General features: G+C 72.4%; 17 protein-coding genes and 1 pseudogene. 12 read left to right on the top strand and 6 right to left on the bottom strand.

The window, feature by feature from the left end:
- Nucleotides 1-695: DUF2993 domain-containing protein (locus HYE82_RS21490; RefSeq protein WP_179175757.1), on the top strand; the 695-nt coding region annotated here is incomplete at its 5' end.
- A 39-nt stretch (nt 696-734) separates the two neighbouring features.
- On the opposite strand, the gene HYE82_RS21485 is transcribed toward HYE82_RS21490, so the two are convergent.
- Nucleotides 735-1400, bottom strand: a complete 666-nt coding sequence (locus HYE82_RS21485; RefSeq protein ID WP_309144397.1) for an MSMEG_1061 family FMN-dependent PPOX-type flavoprotein — start codon at nt 1398-1400, stop codon at nt 735-737.
- 89 nt (nt 1401-1489) lie between these two features.
- On the bottom strand, nt 1490-2935 hold the full coding sequence (locus tag HYE82_RS21480; protein ID WP_179175756.1) for a glyceraldehyde-3-phosphate dehydrogenase: 1446 nt from the start codon (nt 2933-2935) through the stop codon (nt 1490-1492).
- A 971-nt stretch (nt 2936-3906) separates the two neighbouring features.
- Between HYE82_RS21480 and HYE82_RS21475 the strand changes: the two genes are divergently transcribed.
- Nucleotides 3907-5487, top strand: coding sequence for a hypothetical protein (locus HYE82_RS21475; RefSeq protein WP_179175755.1), 1581 nt, complete (start codon nt 3907-3909; stop codon nt 5485-5487).
- On the top strand, nt 5484-6128 hold the full coding sequence (locus HYE82_RS21470) for a hypothetical protein (RefSeq protein WP_179175754.1): 645 nt from the start codon (nt 5484-5486) through the stop codon (nt 6126-6128). The genes HYE82_RS21475 and HYE82_RS21470 overlap by 4 nt, the downstream gene beginning before the upstream one ends.
- On the opposite strand, the gene HYE82_RS21465 is transcribed toward HYE82_RS21470, so the two are convergent.
- A complete protein-coding gene (locus HYE82_RS21465) occupies nt 6110-6568 on the bottom strand; it encodes an Lrp/AsnC family transcriptional regulator (RefSeq protein WP_179175753.1) in 459 nt (152 codons plus the stop codon). The genes HYE82_RS21470 and HYE82_RS21465 overlap by 19 nt on opposite strands.
- A 122-nt stretch (nt 6569-6690) precedes the next feature.
- Here HYE82_RS21465 and HYE82_RS21460 point away from each other — a divergent pair, with 122 nt between their 5' ends.
- The 7 genes and pseudogenes from HYE82_RS21460 to HYE82_RS21430 all read left to right on the top strand — a co-directional run bounded on the left by HYE82_RS21460 (nt 6691) and on the right by HYE82_RS21430 (nt 13651).
- Nucleotides 6691-7677, top strand: a complete 987-nt coding sequence (locus HYE82_RS21460) for a DMT family transporter (RefSeq protein WP_256987504.1) — start codon at nt 6691-6693, stop codon at nt 7675-7677.
- 28 nt (nt 7678-7705) lie between these two features.
- A pseudogene (locus HYE82_RS21455) lies at nt 7706-8803 on the top strand (aromatic amino acid transaminase); the annotation flags it as partial.
- A 317-nt stretch (nt 8804-9120) separates the two neighbouring features.
- Entirely contained in the window at nt 9121-9612 is a 492-nt protein-coding gene (locus tag HYE82_RS21450) for a hypothetical protein (protein WP_179175752.1), read from the top strand.
- Nucleotides 9612-10016 carry a hypothetical protein gene (locus HYE82_RS21445; RefSeq protein ID WP_179175751.1) on the top strand — a complete coding sequence of 135 codons (405 nt, stop codon included), beginning with the start codon at nt 9612-9614 and terminating at the stop codon, nt 10014-10016. Before HYE82_RS21450 ends, HYE82_RS21445 begins: the two co-directional genes overlap by 1 nt.
- Nucleotides 10017-10023: 7 nt before the next feature.
- Nucleotides 10024-10515, top strand: coding sequence for a hypothetical protein (locus HYE82_RS21440; RefSeq protein WP_179175750.1), 492 nt, complete (start codon nt 10024-10026; stop codon nt 10513-10515).
- 285 nt (nt 10516-10800) lie between these two features.
- Nucleotides 10801-12894 (top strand): discoidin domain-containing protein, encoded by a 2094-nt coding sequence (locus tag HYE82_RS21435; RefSeq protein ID WP_179175749.1) that lies wholly within the window; start codon nt 10801-10803, stop codon nt 12892-12894.
- Between the two features lie 127 nt (nt 12895-13021).
- Nucleotides 13022-13651, top strand: a complete 630-nt coding sequence (locus tag HYE82_RS21430; protein WP_179175748.1) for a TetR/AcrR family transcriptional regulator — start codon at nt 13022-13024, stop codon at nt 13649-13651.
- A gap of 88 nt (nt 13652-13739) precedes the next feature.
- On the opposite strand, the gene HYE82_RS21425 is transcribed toward HYE82_RS21430, so the two are convergent.
- Complete coding sequence (locus tag HYE82_RS21425; protein ID WP_179175747.1) at nt 13740-14021, bottom strand: hypothetical protein; 282 nt, start codon at nt 14019-14021, stop codon at nt 13740-13742.
- A 118-nt stretch (nt 14022-14139) separates the two neighbouring features.
- On the opposite strand from HYE82_RS21425, the gene HYE82_RS21420 reads away from it, so the two are divergent.
- The gene (locus tag HYE82_RS21420) at nt 14140-15429 is read left to right on the top strand and encodes a VWA domain-containing protein (RefSeq protein WP_179175746.1); all 1290 of its coding nucleotides are present in this window, start codon (nt 14140-14142) and stop codon (nt 15427-15429) included.
- Nucleotides 15429-16262 carry a hypothetical protein gene (locus HYE82_RS21415; RefSeq protein WP_179175745.1) on the top strand — a complete coding sequence of 278 codons (834 nt, stop codon included), beginning with the start codon at nt 15429-15431 and terminating at the stop codon, nt 16260-16262. The genes HYE82_RS21420 and HYE82_RS21415 overlap by 1 nt, the downstream gene beginning before the upstream one ends.
- Before the next feature lie 82 nt (nt 16263-16344).
- On the opposite strand, the gene HYE82_RS21410 is transcribed toward HYE82_RS21415, so the two are convergent.
- Both HYE82_RS21410 and HYE82_RS21405 read right to left on the bottom strand, forming a co-directional pair.
- Complete coding sequence (locus tag HYE82_RS21410) at nt 16345-17022, bottom strand: DUF2278 family protein (protein WP_179175744.1); 678 nt, start codon at nt 17020-17022, stop codon at nt 16345-16347.
- A gap of 428 nt (nt 17023-17450) precedes the next feature.
- Nucleotides 17451-17645, bottom strand: a complete 195-nt coding sequence (locus HYE82_RS21405; protein WP_179175743.1) for a hypothetical protein — start codon at nt 17643-17645, stop codon at nt 17451-17453.
- Between the last annotated feature and the right edge of the window lie 242 nt (nt 17646-17887).

The following is a 17887-nucleotide window of genomic DNA, read 5'->3' as shown; positions in this document are numbered from 1 at the left end:
AGACAGCGTCCGAGCTCCCCCGCCCGCACCGACGCCGCCGCCTCCGGATCGCCCTCGCCGCCCTCGCGGCGCTCGCGATCGCCCTGCCCGCCGCGGACGCCCTCGCCCGCGAGCGCGGCGAGAGCCGACTCGCCGACCGGATCGCCGCCCGCCACAAGGACCTGCGGTCGGCGCCGCAGGTGGAGATAGGCGGCTATCCCTTCCTGCTCGACGCCGCCCGCGGCGCCCACCCCGAGGTACGGGTCACGGCCGACGGCCGCACGCCCGACGGGAGGCCGGTCAAGGCCGCGGTGGACCTGAAGGAGGTCACCCAGGGTCCGGACGGCTACTCCGCCGCGGCGGTCGACGCCCGGTTCACCGTGCCGTTCGAGGCCCTCGCCACCGAGGCGGGCAGGAGCGTGCGCCTGTCCGACGCCGGGGACGGCCAACTGCGGGTGGAGCGCAGCGCCTTCGGCATTTCGGCGGTCGTCACGGCCCGGCTCGCGCTGAAGGACGACACCGTCACCCTCCAGGCGACCAAGGCCACCTTGGCCGGGCGCCCCATCGACCCGGCCAATCCGCTGATCACCGAGGCCCTGGCCGGGAAGCGGTGGGAGCTGCCCGCCCTGCCGTTGGGGCTGCGGGCCTCGGAGGTCTCGGTGGGGCCCGACGGGGTCACCGCGCGTGCCCGAGGGGAACGGCTGGCCCTCAGCTGACACGGGCGCCGGCCGGCTGCCCGCCGGCCGGCGCCGGGCTCACTCGTAGCGATAGAGGAGCGACTCGCGCTCGCTCTGACGGATCTGTTCCAGCGTCAGGTCAGGCAGGTCCAGGTGGGAGAGGGTGATCTCGGCGGAGCTGGGCGCAGCGTCCTCCGGGAGCCATTTCTCCGGCTTCCAGGCGCCGCTGCGCAGGAACGCCTTCGGGCAGTGCTGGTACGCCTCCTCCACCTCGACGACGATCGCGCTGCGTGGCGGCTTGCCGACCGGGGTCAGCTGCTCCAGCAGCCGCGGGTCCGCGGAGACGCAGGCCTTGCCGTTCACGCGCAGGGTGGTTTCCCGGCCGGGTATGAGGAAGATGAGGCCGGCGCGGCCGGTCTCCACGATGTTGTGGGCGCTGTCCAGCCGCTTGTTGCCGGTGGCGTCGGGTAGGGCGAGGGTGCACTCGTCGAGGACGGCGACGAATCCGGCCGGCCCGCCGCGCGGTGTCACGTCGCAGCGGCCCTCGGCGTCGGCCGTGGCGACGAAGACGAGCGAGGAGCGGCCGATGAAGGCGCGGGCGACGTCGTGGATCCGGTCCACCGCCTTGCGCCGGACCATCTCGCTCGGCGGGTCGTAGATCTCGCGCAGCCGGGCGGCGTCCTGGACGGCGGTGGACTTCAGGGCCTCGAAGGTGCGGCCGGTCGGCCGCTGCACAGTGGTCACGTGGCGCCACTATAGGAAACGGGCGCCCGCTCCGGGTCGGAAGAACCCGGGGCGGGCGCCCGTTCGTTGTCCTGTTGCCGGACGGACCGTCAGGCGCGCGGCGCCGGGAAGGTCGGGTACTCGACGCCCGAGACGTGCTGGACGACGCGGATGACCTGGCAGGAGTAGCCGAACTCGTTGTCGTACCAGAGGTACAGGATCGCGTTGTCGCCGTCGACCTTGGTGGCGCCGGCGTCCACGATGGAGGCGTGGCGCGAGCCGACGAAGTCCATGGAGACGGCGTCGGGCGCGGTGGTGAAGTCGATCTGGCGCTTCAGCGGCGAGTGCAGCGAGACGTTGCGGAGGTAGTCGAGGACTTCCTCACGGGTGGTCTCGCGGCCCAGGCGCAGGCTGAGGATGGCGATCGAGACGTCCGGGACGGGGACGCGGATCGAGCTGCCGGTGATCGGGGCCTTGAGCTCCGGCAGCGCCTTGGCGACGGCGGAGGCGGCACCGGTCTCGGTGATCACCATGTTGAGCGGCGCGGAGCGGCCGCGGCGGTCGGCCTTGTGGTAGTTGTCCAGCAGGTTCTGGTCGTTGGTGAACGAGTGGACGGTCTCCACGTGGCCGCGCAGCACACCGTACTCGTCGTCCATGGCCTTCAGAGGCGGGACGATCGCGTTGGTCGTGCAGGAGGCGCAGGACAGGATGCGCTCGTCCGGCTTGATCATGTCCTGGTTGACGCCGTGGACGATGTTCGGGACGTCGCCCTTGCCCGGGGCGGTCAGGACGACCTTGTCGATGCCGGGTCGCAGGTGCTTGGAGAGGCCCTCCCGGTCACGCCACTTGCCGGTGTTGTCGATGAGGATGGCGTCCTTGATGCCGTACGCCGTGTAGTCGACCTCGGAGGGGTCGTTGGCGTAGATCACGCGGATCGCGTTGCCGTTGGCGACGATCGTGCTGTTCGCCTCGTCGACGGTGATCGTGCCCTGGAACTGGCCGTGGATGGAGTCGCGGCGCAGCAGCGAGGCGCGCTTGACCAGGTCGGCCTCGCCGCCCCCGCGGACGACGATGGCGCGCAGGCGCAGGCCGTTGCCGGAGCCGGCCTTCTCGATCAGCAGGCGGGCGACGAGGCGGCCGATGCGGCCGAAGCCGTAGAGGACGACGTCGCGGCCGGTGGAGCGCTCCAGCTTGTTCTCGCCGGTGGCGCCGGCGACGGCCTCGGCGGTGAACTCGGCCACCGAAAGACCGCGGTCGTCGGTCTTGTGGTTGGCGGCGAGCATGCCGATGTCGATCTGCGACGGGCCGAGATCGAGGGTGGTGAGAGCCTGCAGGAACGGCATCGTCTCGGTGACCGAGAGCTCCTCGCCGTCGATCTGCCGGGCGAACCGGTGGGTCTTGAGGATGCTGACCACCGACTTGTTCACCAGGGAGCGGCTGTGCAGCAGGATCGTGACATCCCGCTCGCGGTGCAGCTTCCCGATGATCGGGATCATCGCCTCCGCGATCTCCTCGCGGTGGTTCCAGTTGGTGAACGAGTCGTCGTTGACAGTCACAGGCTTATCTTTCGAGCTAGGCGGCGCTCATATGCTAACCCCCTCATAGTTTGATCATTCAAGAGGTACCCCTGTGGGATTCGACCATCCGGCGTCGCGAGTGCGCCGAAATGGCCGAATGCGCCGTTTTGCCAGTCCGGTATGCGGTCGGCATGCGGCTTTCGTCCGGGTGATCCGGTTGCCGGTCCCGCAGTGCGGTGGATCGCGGGCCAGTCTTCGCCGACAGCGTGCGGTCCAGCCGGCGGACGAGGCGGCAGAACCGGCTGTCCGGCCTGGTCGCGGACCTGCCCCCGGAGCAGGACATCACCGACGGCTGGGAGCGGACTCCCGGGGCCGCGCCTACTGCACCGAGGCGTGCACCGACCTGCCCGGCGCCTCGACGACTGCCTGCACGGGCACCGGGACCGCCGCATCGAGCGGTCCCGGCGGGGGTCTCGCCGCTCACGGGCCCCGGTCACAGCCCGCACGAGCAGACGTACCGCCGCACGGAGGGGTACGTGATCGCCGCGCGGGCCCGCGCGGTGAACTTCGCGCTGCACCGGCTCAACCGCCCGCGGACCTGACGCACTTTCATCTGTTCTCCTGGGCCTGGTGCAGGCGGCCGTGCACACCGGCCGGACCGAGGCGGCCCGTCTCCGCCGCCGCACGGGTCCTGGCTGCGCCGCCGGCGCCGACGCCGCCGCCCATGACGTACTGCGCGACGCCGACCAGGCGTTCCGCGACCTGCGGGCCGAACCGCGGGGGCAGCGCTGCGCCCCGGGAACTGCGCGCGGCCGGGCAAGTCGTTGAAGGCGGCGGCTGCTGCGTCTCGCCGCGGACCGTCGCCGCCCGCCTCCACGGGATCTTCCCTCGCCTGGGCCTCACCTCCCGCGCGGTCCTCGCCGTGCCCCTCGAGTTCTGGTCAGACGGGCGGGCCCGCCCCTGGAGGCGACGGGCGCAGCCCCGCGGGGGACAATGGGTGGCGGAGAGTCATGTTCCCCTTCACCCTGCGGGCCATCCGGTCATGGGCCGCGGTGCTGGCCTGCGCGGCGGTCGCATGGGGTGGTACCGCCGACCCGGCGGCGCCCGCCACGACAGTGCTCCCGACCCGCGCGACGGAACGGATCGAGCTGGATCCGACGACGGGCCCGCCCGGCAGCCGGGTGGGCGTACGCGGCTACGGGTTCGAGAACTGCCGGACGCCTGTGCAGGGCGCCGTGGGTGACGTGAGCAAGACGCAGTCGCCGGAGCCGGCGTCGTACAGGGCGGATGTGGTCGAGGTCCGCATCGACGGGGGCGGCCCCAGCATCGCCACGGCCGACCTGGACACCGGCGAGTTCGAGACCGACGTCACGGTACCGTCGGACGCCTCCGCCGGTACCGTGGAGGTGACGGCCGAGTGCACGACCAACTCCAAGATCAGGGCGACCGCTCGGTTCAGCGTGAAACCAACTCCCGTGCCCGCCTTGGCTCTGGACCGGACCACGGGGCCCGTGCGAACCGCCGTCCGGGTCACCGGTTCGGGATTCGACTACTGCGCCGTCAAGGGCAGCGGCAAAGCCCAGTTGACGTGGGACGGCAGCCCTCTGGACGGCGTGGAGCCGACCGCGGTGGATCCCGAGAACGGCACGTTCTCGGCCGGCATCGAGGTTCCGGCCGATGCCGCCCCGGGCGACGAGCACAAGGTGACGGCCACCTGCGTCGGATACGAGTCGGTCTACGCCGAGACGCCGTTCACGGTCGAGGAATCCCCCGAACCGACCGTCGAACCTACCGAGACGCCCGAACCGACCGTCGAACCCACCCCGACACACGAACCGACCCTCGAACCCACCCCGACACACGAACCAACCCTCGAACCCCCCGGCTCACCGGACGTGGCGCTCGCCCCCACCGAGGGGCCGGCCGGTGCGGATCCCGTCACCCTTACCGGTTCCGGGTTCAACTGTCCCTTGGTGAACGTTTTGTGGGACGGGGGATCGCTCGGACCACCGGTCGGGGCCACGGGCAACGGGTCGTTCACCGTGAGCCTCGTCGTTCAGGCGGGCGTGCGGGCAGGCGACTACACGGTGCGGGCCGAGTGCCAGTCGAACCGGGGTGTGGCCGACGAGGCCACGTTCCGGGTGACGGACGGCCCGGTTCCGCCGCCGCCTCCCACCCCGAGGCCGCAACCGGACTCCGCCCCCACGCCCGTCATCACGACCGATGCGACGGACGGCCCGACGGACGGCCCGACGGACGGCCCGACGCCCGCCCGGACGTCGTCGGACGGCCCGGGCACCGCGGAGGGGGCCGTGCCCGTCGGCCTGGTCGTCGGCGCGAGCCTCGTCGGCATGGTCCTGATCGCCGCCTTCGGCGCCTGGCGGCTGGTCCACCGCCACCGCAGCCCGCACCGGGTGCAGGGGCAGGTCAGCGCCCGGCTGCGGCCCGCCCCGGCGGTGAGCTCCGTGGCCGAATCCGCCGCCGAGGAGGGCGGGGCCGGGTCGCACACGATCCGGCTGGAGCCGCACGCGGATCCCGGCGAGCAGACCGTGCAGGAGAACACCGCGCAGGAGAAGGAGGACGACACATGACCGCCGCCCCCGCCCCGGGCCTCGCGCCCCTCACCGTGGGCGCGTTCCTGCTCGGGCCGCAGGCCGTCGAGTCCGCCGAGGCCATCGCCGACACCCTGCACGACCACCACGCGGCCACCGGCATCCTGCCCGGCGGGCAGGGCCTCGCGGGCGCGGCGGACCGGGCCGTGGAGTCCGAGCTCGCCCGCGTCGTCAACGGCTTCCTCGAACTCGACGTGTTCGCGCTGCTGGCCCACGGTTGGGCCAAGCACTCCGAGCTGCGGGCCGCCGCCCACCGGACCCGCCTGTCCCCGGACGCCCCGGAGCTCGTCGCACTGGCCACGCACAGCATCACCTCCGCCCACCACCCCAGCGTCGAGCTGCTGGTGGACGGCACCCCGGTCAGCACGGTGGAGGTGGAGCTGACCCTCGTCTTCCACGTGCGCGCCCTGGTCGCGGCCGTCGAGAGCGGGCGGCTGACCGAGCTGCACAGCGGGCAGTGCGACATGGAGGCGAAGCTCGCCGTCCGGCAGATCCCCGTCGCCGCCCGTGAGGGGCGGCTGGCGCTGCCGCTGGGGCGGCGCCTGCACTCCCCGATCGACCTGCTGCCGCCGCAGGCGCCGCCGCCGCCCGCGCGGCCCCCTCACTTCGGGGCGGGGTAGACCCTGGACTGCTTGACGCTGCCGAAGGCGAAGCTCGACTCGATCGAGGAGATGCCGGGGATGGCGTGGATCCGGTTGCGCACCAGGGACTCGTACGCCTCCAGGCTCTCGATGACGACCCTGAGCAGGTAGTCGCTGCTGCCGGCCATCAGGTAGCAGTCCTGGATGTGCTCGATGACGGCGACGTGCTCCTCGAAGACACGCACGGCCTCCGCGGTGTGGCGTTCCAGTCGTATCCGGACGAACACGGTGATCGGCAGGCCGTACGCGACCTGGTCGACCATGGCCGTGTAGCCGCGGATCAGGCCGGCCTCCTCCAGCCTCCGCACCCGGCGCAGGCAGGGCGAAGGCGACAGCCGGACCCGGTCGGCGAGCTCCTGGTTGGACAGGCGGCCGTCGCCCTGCAATTCGCGGATGATCTGCAGATCGACTGCGTCCATGGTCACTCCTTGGCAGATTCTGCCTCCAAGCTATGCCTGAGCGGCAGAACTGGCAATCGCCTGCCCCGACGAAAGCTCTAGCGTTGCCTTGTGGCCGGATCCGGCCCCTGGATCTGGAGGACATGACCGTGGTCGCCGTGAAGACCGTGCCCGCCGGCGCGCCCGCGCCGGCGCCCCCGCGAGAGCGCGCTGCCGGCGTCCGCGGGCTCTCCCCGCAGGCACAGGGCATGATCGCGCTGGTCCTGACCGTGCTGATCTGGGCCGCCTTCGCGCTCAGCGCGCGGGCCCTCAGCAGCTCCTCCCTGCAGCCCGCCGACGCCGCGCTGCTGCGCTTCGGCGTCCCGCTCGTCGTCCTCGCCCCCGCCCTGTGGCGGCGGCGCCGGGCGCTCGCCGCGGTGCGTCCGGCCGCCGCGCTCAAGGTCGCCTGCGGGGCGGGGGTGCCGTTCTTCCTGGCCGCGATGTACGGCGGCTCCCTGACCTCGGCCGCGTTCGTCGGCTCGATCGTGCCGGGCATGGTCCCCCTGTTCGTCGCCGCGCTGATGATCGCCGGCGGGCGGGGCGCGCCCCGCGGTACCCAGGCGGCCGGGCTCGCGCTGATCGCGGCCGGTGTGGTCGCCCTCGTATGGCGACATGTCTTCCCCGTGAACGGCTCGGTCCTGGCCGGCGCCGGCGTCCTGCTCGCCGCCAGCGGGCTGTGGGCGCTGTACACCGTCGGGTTGAAGGAGGTGGAGCTCGACCCGGTCGGCTCGATCGGCCTGCTCTGCCTGCCCTCTTTCGCGGTGATGGCCCTCCTGGTCCTGACCGGGGTGCTGCCCAGCGGCCTGCGGTCCGCGGCGGGCTCCGACATCGTCCTGTTCCTGGTCGTGCAGGGGCTGGGCGTCGGGCTGTGCGCCGGCCTGCTGTACGCCTTCGCCATCCGCCGGCTCGGCGCGGAGCGCAGCTCCGCCGTCGGCAGCCTCAGCCCCGTCCTCGTGGTCCTGCTCGCCGTTCCGCTGCTCGGCGAATCGCCGACGCTCGCCGTGCTCGTCGGCGTGCCGCTCATCGCGGCGGGGGTCTTCCTCGCCAACCGGCGCCCCCGCACCCTGCCCCGCCCCGTCTCCGCCCGCTGACCGCCGATTCCCGCCAGAGGTTCCCGCAATGCTTGAGCTCCTCCTTCCGCCGCCCGTCGACCCGCTGTGGGACCTGACCGAGGCGTACGGCGCCGACGCCCGGCCCGAGCGCCTGAACCTCGTCCTCGGCGTCTACCGCGACGACACCGGCGGGACCCCGGTCATGGCGGCGGTCCGCGAGGCCGAGATACGCCTGGCGGAACGTTCCCTCTCCAAGGAGTACCGCGGGCTCTCCGGCAATCTGGCCTTCAACCGCGCGATGCTGTCGATGGTGCTGGGCGAGGGCGGTGCCGCCGAGCGTGCCGTCGCCGTCCAGACCGTCGCGGGCAGCGGTGCGCTGCGGCTGCTGGCCGACCTGGTCTGCCGGACCCGGCCCGGCACGACGGTGTGGATCAGCGACCCCGCCTACGTGAACCACCGGCCCATCCTGGAGGCCGCCGGGCTGAGCGTGCGCACGTACGCCTGGCTCGACGCGGAGGGCCGGCCCGACGCCGAGGGCCTGCTGCGGGACCTGGGGCAGGCCCGCCGCGACGACGTCGTGCTGCTCCAGGGCTGCTGCCACAACCCCACCGGCGTCGACCCGTCCCCCGAGACCTGGCAGGCGCTTGCCGACCTGGCCGTGCAGGCCGGGTGGGTGCCGTTCGTGGACCTGGCGTACCACGGGCTGGGCGACGGCCTGGAGGCGGACCTTGCGGCCACCCGGATGCTCGCGGAACGGGTGCCGGAGATGCTCGTCGCCATCAGCTGCTCGAAGAACTTCGGGCTCTACGCCGACCGCACCGGCTGCGCGATCGTGATCGGCGCCTCCCGGCCGTCGCTGCGCCATGTGGAGACGGCCCTGCAGAACGCGGCCCGCACCCTGTACTCCATGCCTCCGGAGCACGGGGCCGCGGTGGTCGCGACGATCCTGGAGGACGACGGGCTGCGGGCGCTGTGGCGGGCCGAGTTGGACGGGATGCGCGGCCGCATCGAGGCCAACCGCAGCGCTCTGGCCCGCCGGCTGGCCTCGCTCGGCCGGGCCGACCGGGCCGAGTCGCTGGCGCGGCAGAAGGGCATGTTCTCGATGCTGCCGCTGAGCCCCGACCAGATGCTCCGCCTCCGCAACGGCTTCGCCATCTACGGCACCACCGCGGGCCGCATCAACATCGCCGGCATCCCGGCGGACCGCATCCCCTGCCTGGCCGACGGCGCTGTTCCGGCGCCCTGCGGAGACCGGGCCACGGCCGGGACAACGGACTCCCCGGGCCCGGCACCGGGAAGCCCTCCGTGCCCGGGCACGTGTCCGCGTGTCGCGGGCCCCCATCAGGCATACGGAAAGATGATCCCATCAGCCTGTGTGCAGAACGCATGCACGAGAGCAAACGGGGGAATCGGTGGCCGAGGACACCTTGCCCGAGCCGGCGCAACTGCCGCTCACGCCGGACGAACTGAAGAAGCGCAACCTTGGCCATGGGCCCGTTCTACACAGCGCCGCCCGCCGACAGCTACGCGGATCCCACGGTTCCGCGCCTGTCCCAACAGGCACCTTCGCCGCTGCAACCACAATCGCCGTTCCTCAAGCCGCCCTTGGGGGCCTCTGGGCCCCGCGGCCCCCACGGTGAGCTTCCCGGGCAGCGACTCAAGATCGAGCCTGCCATCCTCAACAAGGCGGCCGGCAGTGCGGACGAGATACACACCGCCTTCACCAAGCCGGCCGCCGCCCTGGAGACGCCGGCGAAGGCTGCGGCCACTGCCATGGCGGGGTGGGAGACGGAGTACGCGCTCCGGGCAGCCCACAAGCAGTGGGAGACCCCGGCCGGAACGGTGGCGGGCTGGCTCGCCCACATCGCCGAGAGCCTGCGGGCCGGAGCCCGCGACCACACCAAGACGGATGCCGCGATCGAAGAGGCCTTCCGCGGGATCACGCCGCGCCGGTCGCTGCTGGAGGGACTCTGATGGCTTCCTTCCGGGAGATCCTGGACACCGACCTCGGACCGCTGCAGAAGCTTGCCGACCAGTGGCGGACCACGCACAAGGACATCAGCGGCCTGGGCAAACGGGTCCAGGCCCTCAAGAAGCTCCTGTTCACCGACCTGCCGGCGATCGCCACCGGGGACCCGAAGCACCTGGGCGAGGCCTTCACCGGTTCGTACTCCGTCAACTACGACGTCAAGGGCCAGGACCCGGACGGCTCGCTCGTCGTGGAGTACACGCTGGAGAACGACACCAGCAACGAGTCCTTCCTCCACTTCATCGGGTACTACGCCTGGCTGGAGAAGACCAACAAGGAAGAGGGCACCTTCTCCACCGTGTCCCAGACGATCAAGTGGACCGAGCGCATACCTGCGGGAACGAAGTAGCAGCACGATGAACCATCGCATCCGGGCCGCAACGGCCCTGCTCATCCTCACCTGGCCGCTCACCGCATGCGGGGGGCCCGGCGGGGCGGGCCCCTTCGAGCGCTGCGTTCCGGAGGAGAGCTCCACAGCAAGCTCGGCCGAGCTGGAAGGCAGCTACGAGGGCTCCCTGGAGGCCAAGGGCACGCGCCTGGTGCTGACCACGCGGCCGGGCGTGGCCGGGGGCACGCTCACCGTCGAGAACTGGCCCACCGGCGATTCGTTCCGCAACGAGCTGGGCCCCGCCTTCAGTGGCACGGGCACCTGGGAGATCACCCGCCCCTCGGGTTCGGAGAAGTCAGCGTTGCTGCGCCTGCACTTCGACCCTCCGAAGCCGGACCTGCCCACACCGGACACCATCGACCTGCTGTCCATCGGCGTCGACGCGAAGCGCACCTTCCTCTACGACAACACGGACCCCGACACCTGCCCGGACTTCCGCCTCCAGCTGCAGAGGAAGTGACCCGGGGCTACGACGCGGCGGCCGGGCCCCGGGAGTTCCGGGGCCCGGCCCCTCGGGCGAAGAGGCCGGCAGGACGGGGTGTCACCGCAGGCTCCGTGAGGGGCGTGGCGGGGGCCGACGGGACCTGATTCATCATCAGGTCGATTGTCCCGGACTCTTGACTCTCCCGGTGGCAGTGGCGATCCTCGTCGCGAATTCGCGCGGGACATGACATTCAGCCGGCCTCGGGCGGTCTGCGTCCTCGACCGCGCCCTCCGCCTCCCGATGACGTGAGTGGTGATGACCATGACCCGACTACCACCCGGCCGCAACAGGCCCTTCGCGGTGCTCGCGGCCCTCCTCGCCGGCCTGCTGGCCGTGGCCCTCGGCCCGGTGTCCGGAGCCTCGGCCGAACCCGCCGCCGGATCCGCCAGTGCCCCGGCCGAGACCGGCTGGTGGGTTCCGACGGCACGGCCCGGCCCCGATTCCCAGATCAATGTCACCGGCGAGCCCTTCAAGGGCACCGACGCCCAGGGCCGGGTCCGCGGCTTCGTCGACGCCCACGACCACATCATGTCCAACGAGGGCTTCGGCGGCCGCCTCATCTGCGGCAAGCCGTTCTCGGAACAGGGCGTCGCCGACGCGCTCAAGGACTGCCCCGAGCACTACCCCGACGGTACCCTCGCGGTCTTCGATTTCATCACCAAGGGCGGTGACGGCAAGCACGACCCCAACGGCTGGCCGACGTTCAAGTACTGGCCCGCACACGACTCGCTGACCCACCAGCAGAACTACTACGCGTGGATCGAGCGGGCCTGGCGCGGCGGCCAGCGGGTCCTCGTCAACGACCTCGTCACGAACGGGGTGATCTGCTCGGTCTACTTCTTCAAGGACCGCGGCTGCGACGAGATGACCGCCATCCGCCTGGAGGCGCAGAAGACGTACGACATGCAGGCCTACATCGACCGGATGTACGGCGGCCCCGGAAAGGGCTGGTTCCGGATCGTCACCGACTCCGCACAGGCCCGCGACGTCATCCAGCAGGGCAAGCTGGCCGTCATCCTGGGGGTGGAGACCTCCGAACCGTTCGGCTGCAAGCAGATCCTGGACATCGCCCAGTGCAGCCGGGAGGACATCGATCGCGGTCTGGACGAGCTGTACCGGATCGGCGTGCGCAGCATGTTCCTGTGCCACAAGTTCGACAACGCGCTGTGCGGGGTGCGCTTCGACGAGGGCGCCCTCGGCACCGCGATCAACGTGGGTCAGTTCCTCTCCACGGGCACCTTCTGGAAGACCGAGCAGTGCACCGGCCCGCAGCACGACAACCCGATCGGCCTGGCCGCGGCCCCCGCCGCGCAGAAGGAGCTCCCGGCGGGCGTGGCGGTGCCCTCGTACGCGGCCGACGCGCGCTGCAACACCCGCGGGCTCACCGAGCTCGGCGAGTACGCCCTGCGCGGGATGATGAAGCGCAAGATGATGCTCGAGATCGACCACATGAGCGTCAAGGCCGCCGGCCGCGCCCTGGACGTCCTGGAGTCCGAGTCCTACCCGGGTGTGATCTCCTCCCACAGCTGGATGGACCAGGGCTGGCTGGAGCGCCTCTACAAGCTCGGCGGCTTCGCCACCGCCTACATGGGCGGCGCCGAGGGCTTCAGCGCCGAGGCGAAGCGCAATGCCGCGCTGCGCGACAAGTACGGCGTGGGCTACGGCTTCGGCACCGACATGAACGGCGTCGGCGGCTGGCCCGGCCCGCGCGGGGCCGACGCCCCCAACCCGGTCCGCTACCCGTACCGCAGCACCGACGGCGGCTCGGTCATCGACCGCCAGACCACCGGGCAGCGCACCTGGGACTTCAACACCGACGGTGCCGCGCACTACGGCATGGTCCCCGACTGGATCGAGGACATCCGGAACGTCGGCGGCCAGGAGGTGGTGGACGACCTCTTCCAGGGCGCCGAGTCCTACCTGCGTACCTGGGGGGCGTCCGAGAAGCACAAGGCCGGGGTGAACCTGGCCGCGGGCGCGGCCGCCTCCGCCAGCTCCACCGAGTGGAACCCGTTCGTCAGCTACGCGGCCGGCCGGGCCGTGGACGGCAGCCGCGGCTCCCGCTGGGCGAGCGACTGGAGCGACGGCCAGTGGCTGCGCATCGACCTCGGCTCCCCGCAGCTCGTCAAGCGGGTCACCCTCGACTGGGAGCGGGCGTACGGCCGGTCCTACCGCATCGAGGTGTCCTCTGACGACGCGAACTGGCAGACGGTCTGGTCCACGACCACCGGGGACGGCGGCCTGGACACCGCGCAGTTCTCCGCAGTGCCGGCCCGCTACGTACGGATCCACGGCCTCGGCCGCGGCACCCAGTGGGGCTACTCCCTCTACGAGGCGGGCGTCTTCAGCAGCTGACGGCGCCGCCGAAGAAGAGGCACCCGCTGCCCCGGGCCGGGGCCGGCCGGATCCCGCAACCGATCCGACCGGCTCCGGCCGCCTGCGCTCCCGCGCCCACCCTCCTGCGGAAGGAGACGGAACACCCATGCCACGGATGCCGTTGGCCGAGCGGCGCCGGCAGCTGACCGAGGCCGCGATCCGCGCGATGGCCCGCGACGGCGTCGCCCGGACGACGACACGCTCCATCGCCGCCGAGGCGGGCGTGTCGCTGAGCGTCTTCCACTACTGCTTCGACTCCAAGCAGGCGCTGCTGGAATCGGTCATCGAGACGATCACGGACCACTACCTCGGCGTGGTGAAGGAGGCGATCCGGCCGCGCGCCACCCTCCACGAGACGGTACGGGCCGGCTTCCGGGCCTACTGGGACCACGTCCGCGCCCGGCCCGCCGAGCACATGCTCACGTACGAGCTCACCCAGTACGCCCTGCGCCAGCCCGGGTTCGAGCACCTCGCGCGGCGCCAGCACGAGCTGTACTGCGCGACGTACGCCGAGCTGCTCGGGCAGGTCAGCGGCGGGCCGGGCTTCGAGCTGAGCGTCCCGGTCCCCGTGCTGGCCCGCTACCTGGCCGCCATGACGGACGGGCTCACCCTCAACTTCCTGGTCCTCGGCGACGACCGCGCCGCGGCGGAGATCCTCGACATGGTCACCGAGCACGTCGCCGGGCTGGTCCTGGCCGGGGATCCGGTGGACGTGGTACGCACCCCCGCCGGCTGACCGGCGGGGTCAGCCGGATCCGGCCGCCCGGCTACCTGGCCCCCGACCCCGAGCGGCACGCGCCCCGGCCCCGGCCTGCGCGCGCCGTTCAGTACGGCCGGGGCGACATCACCAGCGGCTGGGCGGCGTCGGGCGCCTCCAGAACGCAGCGGGGGACGCCGGGGCCCGGTGTGGCGCGTACGACCACCGGCGTCGGCGGTACGGTCGGCAGCTCCACGTGGACGAAGACGGGCCGGTCACCGTGGGTGGTGGCATGGCCGGTCTCCTTGCCGTCGACGAGGACCTCCACCTCCACCCGGTGCCCCGTCTCGACGGTCGCGCTGACCGAATGCCCGGCATGGTCGATGTGGAAGTGATGGCGTCGTCTCATGGGGTCGCCTCCGGGCCGGGCACACTGGCACACCACCCCCTGCTCCAGGGTAGACGCGGGCGGTGCACCCTGCAGCGGACGGTTTGGCTTGCCGCTCGATCCTCAATACGATCCGGCGATGATCACAAGAAAATGGGTGGCGGCCGGGGCGTGCGGCCTGCTGGCCACGCTCGCGGTCGGGCTGTTCCCGGCGAGCGCGGCGGCAGGCGAACCGGTGGGGAAGGATTCGCCCAAGGTCGAGCTGGTGCTGGATGTCAGCGGCTCGATGCGGGCCACGGACATCGACGGCACGTCCCGCATGGCGGCGGCCAAGCAGGCCTTCAACGAGGTCCTGGACGCCACGCCCGACGAGGTGCAGCTCGGGATACGGACGCTCGGGGCGACCTACCCGGGCGACGACCGGCAGCTCGGCTGCAAGGACACCAAGCAGCTCTACCCGGTCGGCAAGCTGAACCGGACCGAGGCCAAGACCGCCGTGGCGACCCTGGCCCCCACGGGCTGGACCCCGATCGGCCCGGCGCTGCTGGGCGCGGCCGAGGACCTCAAGGGCGGGAACGCCACCCGGCGGATCGTGCTGATCACGGACGGCGAGGACACCTGCGCCCCGCTCGACCCGTGCGAGGTGGCGCGTGACATAGCCGCCCAGGGCATCCACCTGGTCATCGACACGCTCGGCCTGGTCCCCGACGCCAAGACCCGCGACCAGTTGGTCTGCATCGCCGAGGCCACCGGCGGCACGTACACCTCGGTACAGCACACCGCCGATCTCTCCGGCCGCGTCAAGCAGCTCGTGGACCGGGCGGCGGCCCCCGTCGTCACCCCGGTGGCGACCGAGGGCGCCAAGCAGTGCCAGGGCGCCCCGAAGCTGGGCGCGGGCCTGTACACCGACCGCGAGGCCTTCGGCGAGCACCGCTGGTACCAGGTGGAGGTCAAGCCCGGCCAGGAGCTGCGCGCCTCGGTGAGCATCGGCGTCGACCGTGCCGTCAACGCCGACTACGGCGTGCTGCTGCGGGCCACGACCGTCCACGGCCGGGAGATCGTGCGCGGCTCGGAGGCGGGCGACGGCCGCACCGACGCGATTTCGACGGGTCTGCGCTACCCGAAGGCGGAGTCCGACGGGGACGAGGACGAGGGCACGGCCGGTGGGGGCAAGCCGGTCGCGGAGACCGTCTGCCTCCAGGTCAGCAACTCCTTCTCGGCGCCCGCTTCCGTCAAGACGACCCCGGGCATGCCGGTGGAGCTGACCATCGACCTGGTGGACGGCCCCGACGACACCGCGGACGTGGCCGCGTTCGGCCTCGGCCGCGGCTGGTGGCTGCTCGGCGTCCTCGTGCTCGCGGGTCTGCTCGCGGGCCTCGTGTGGGGCTGGCTCTCCCGCTGGCGTGTCTCGGTCTGGAGGACCAACTGATGCGTACCGTACGGATGGTGACCGCTGCGGTGCTGGCCGCCGGCGGTGTCCTGGCCGCGGCCGGCGCGGCCGCGGCCGACAACACCCCCTCGGCGAGCGCGAGCCCGAGCGGGTCCGCGTCCGGCCCGACGGAGGCCGGCACGGCCTTCCGCACGGCCACGCCGGTCAGGCCGGGCCAGGTGGCCACGGCCGAGGCCTCCACCGGTGACTACCTGTACTGGGTGCTGCCGCTGGACTCCGGGCAGCGGGCCACGGTCAGGGCGACGGTGAAGCTGCCCGAGGCGTCGTCGCGGCACGCGGCGTCGACGTGGCGCCTCGACGTGTACGACGGCCTGCGCCGCCGGCAGCCGTGCACGTACGCCGCGCAGGCCGCGGCGGCGGCCAAGGAGGCCGCGGCGGTCGAGCTGTCGTGCACGCTGCGCACGGTCCGCCCGGGCGCCGAGGCGTGGGCCAACGACCCGCTGCCGGGCAGCTACTACGTACGCCTGACCGCGGTGCACCTGGCCCAGGAGGACCTCGGCCGCAAGGTGCGGGCCGAGCTGCGGGCCGACGTCGACGACACCGGGGGCGCGTTCGCCTCGGACGGTGCGGTGGCCGAGCCGCTCGTACCCGGCATCACGGCCCGCGCCGCGGCGGTCGAGGCCGCGAAGAAGGAGGGGAAGCAGCCGCCGGCCGCCGCCGGCGAGCCGGAGGGCGGCTGGTCGAGCGGCCGCTGGTCCGACCGCTGGATCTGGACCGCGGCGGGCGGCGTACTCGCCGCTCTGGCGGGCGTCTTCGGCTACTCCCTCACCCGCGGCCGGGGCCGCCCGGCACAGGTCCCGCCCCGCACCTGATCGGCCCTTCCCCCGTCCGTCCCGGGCGGCGGCTCCCCGGCAGGCGCCGTGGACCGCTGCCCGGGGCGGACTGCTTTCGCGCCTACGCCGCGCCCGGCGGCGGCAGGGGGTGGCCGTCGTCGTCGGTGGCGCCGGACTGGCTGGAGAACCGGGACAGGAAGACGTCGTAGAGGCCGTCGCCGCGGCGGGTCATCGTGGCCCCGTCCTGCCAGGTGCCGTTCTCCTCCCACCACTGGCTGCCGTACGGGTCGCCCTGGTTCTGGTGGACGTTGTGCATGCCGAGCCCCGTGTCGAAGGGCTCGCCGAAGACAAGAACGGGCCGGCCTGGCACGAGGATCGGCTCCAGCGCCGCCGAGGCCTCCAGGTGGCTGCCCGCGGTCCACGGCCGGGCCGGGCTGATCCGCTCCCGGATCCGCTGGATCCAGGCCGGCGGGCGGGGCAGGAAGAGGCAGCCCGGGTGGTCCGCGAGGGCCGGGTGGCGCAGGTAGTCGATGGCCCCCGACCCGGAGCTGCGGTCCAGGTCGTGGTAGCCGGGTGCCGGCGCGTCCACGGGTTCCAGCACCGACGGGTGCAGGGTGAGCACCTTCCACTCGACGCCCACCGCGGACTTCTTGCTGTCCACGTCGACGGCGACCTTGTAGCGGCCGGCGGGCGCGTCGACCTCCAGGTTCACGTGGAACCAGCGGCCCTGGTCGTCGGGCCGGTCGCGGAAGTGGCGGTGCAGGGTCCCCGACAGCACGCCGTAGTTCTCGAAGGGCATGCCCGCCAGTGAACCACCTGCCGGTGCCGGGCGAGGACGGTGCGGGCGTGTCGGCCGACCTGCCCGCGCCCTGCGGTCGGTCCCCGTCACGGACGCCGACGAGGCCGCACCGGAAGCCGGAGAAGGTGCCGCGAACGGTCACGGGCCGGCCGTCCGCGTCGAAGGTGGCGGTCGCGCACGCCTCGGGCATCCCCCCGCCTGCGCCGGGGCGGCCGGGTACAGGACGGCGATGGCGGTCCGGGCCGGAGGCGCGGCGCAGTTCAACGCTCTTCGCATCATCGGGGCTTCCTCCGTTCTCCTCGGGCTCGTTGACGGCCGTCTGATGTCGCGCCGCCGCGCGGCGCCAGAGCGCCCGGCCCGAGGAGTCCGTGGAGGTGCCTCGTGATTCACGAGGGCGCAACGGTCGGCGGCGGGGCCGCGCCCCGGGTTCAGGGATCGATGCCGGAGACGGCCTGGGCGGTGGCCGCCAGTCCGTCGTGGATGGTCGCCGCCATGCTGCTGCTCGCGAGCTGGAAGCCGAGCAGGACGCAGATGAGGGCGTGGGAGAACTTGAGCCCGCCGCTGCGCATGAAGATCCATGCCAGGACGAGGAGCAGGACGGCCACGGAGAGCGAGATCACCACAGATTCCTCCTTGTGCGGCGCCATGGTGGCGCAGGAGGGGGTGCTCCCGGGCGAAACCGGTGTCCGCCGTACGGGTGTTGACCGTCCGTGACGGCCGGTCAGTGCTTGACGATCTCGACGACCGTCTGCCGCACGGGTCTTGCCCGGCCGCCTGCCCGCGTGCCATATATGTCTAGACCTTTACGAGGACCACGAGGAAGCGGAAGCCGAGGAGGGCCTGTGCGACGCCCCCACCCGCCCGC

Origin of the sequence: Streptomyces sp. BR123, assembly GCF_013401435.1 — a bacterium.
Lineage (GTDB): Bacteria > Actinomycetota > Actinomycetes > Streptomycetales > Streptomycetaceae > Streptomyces.
Note: the sequence above shows the minus strand (reverse complement) of the source record. Positions and strands in the feature narration are given on the sequence as shown.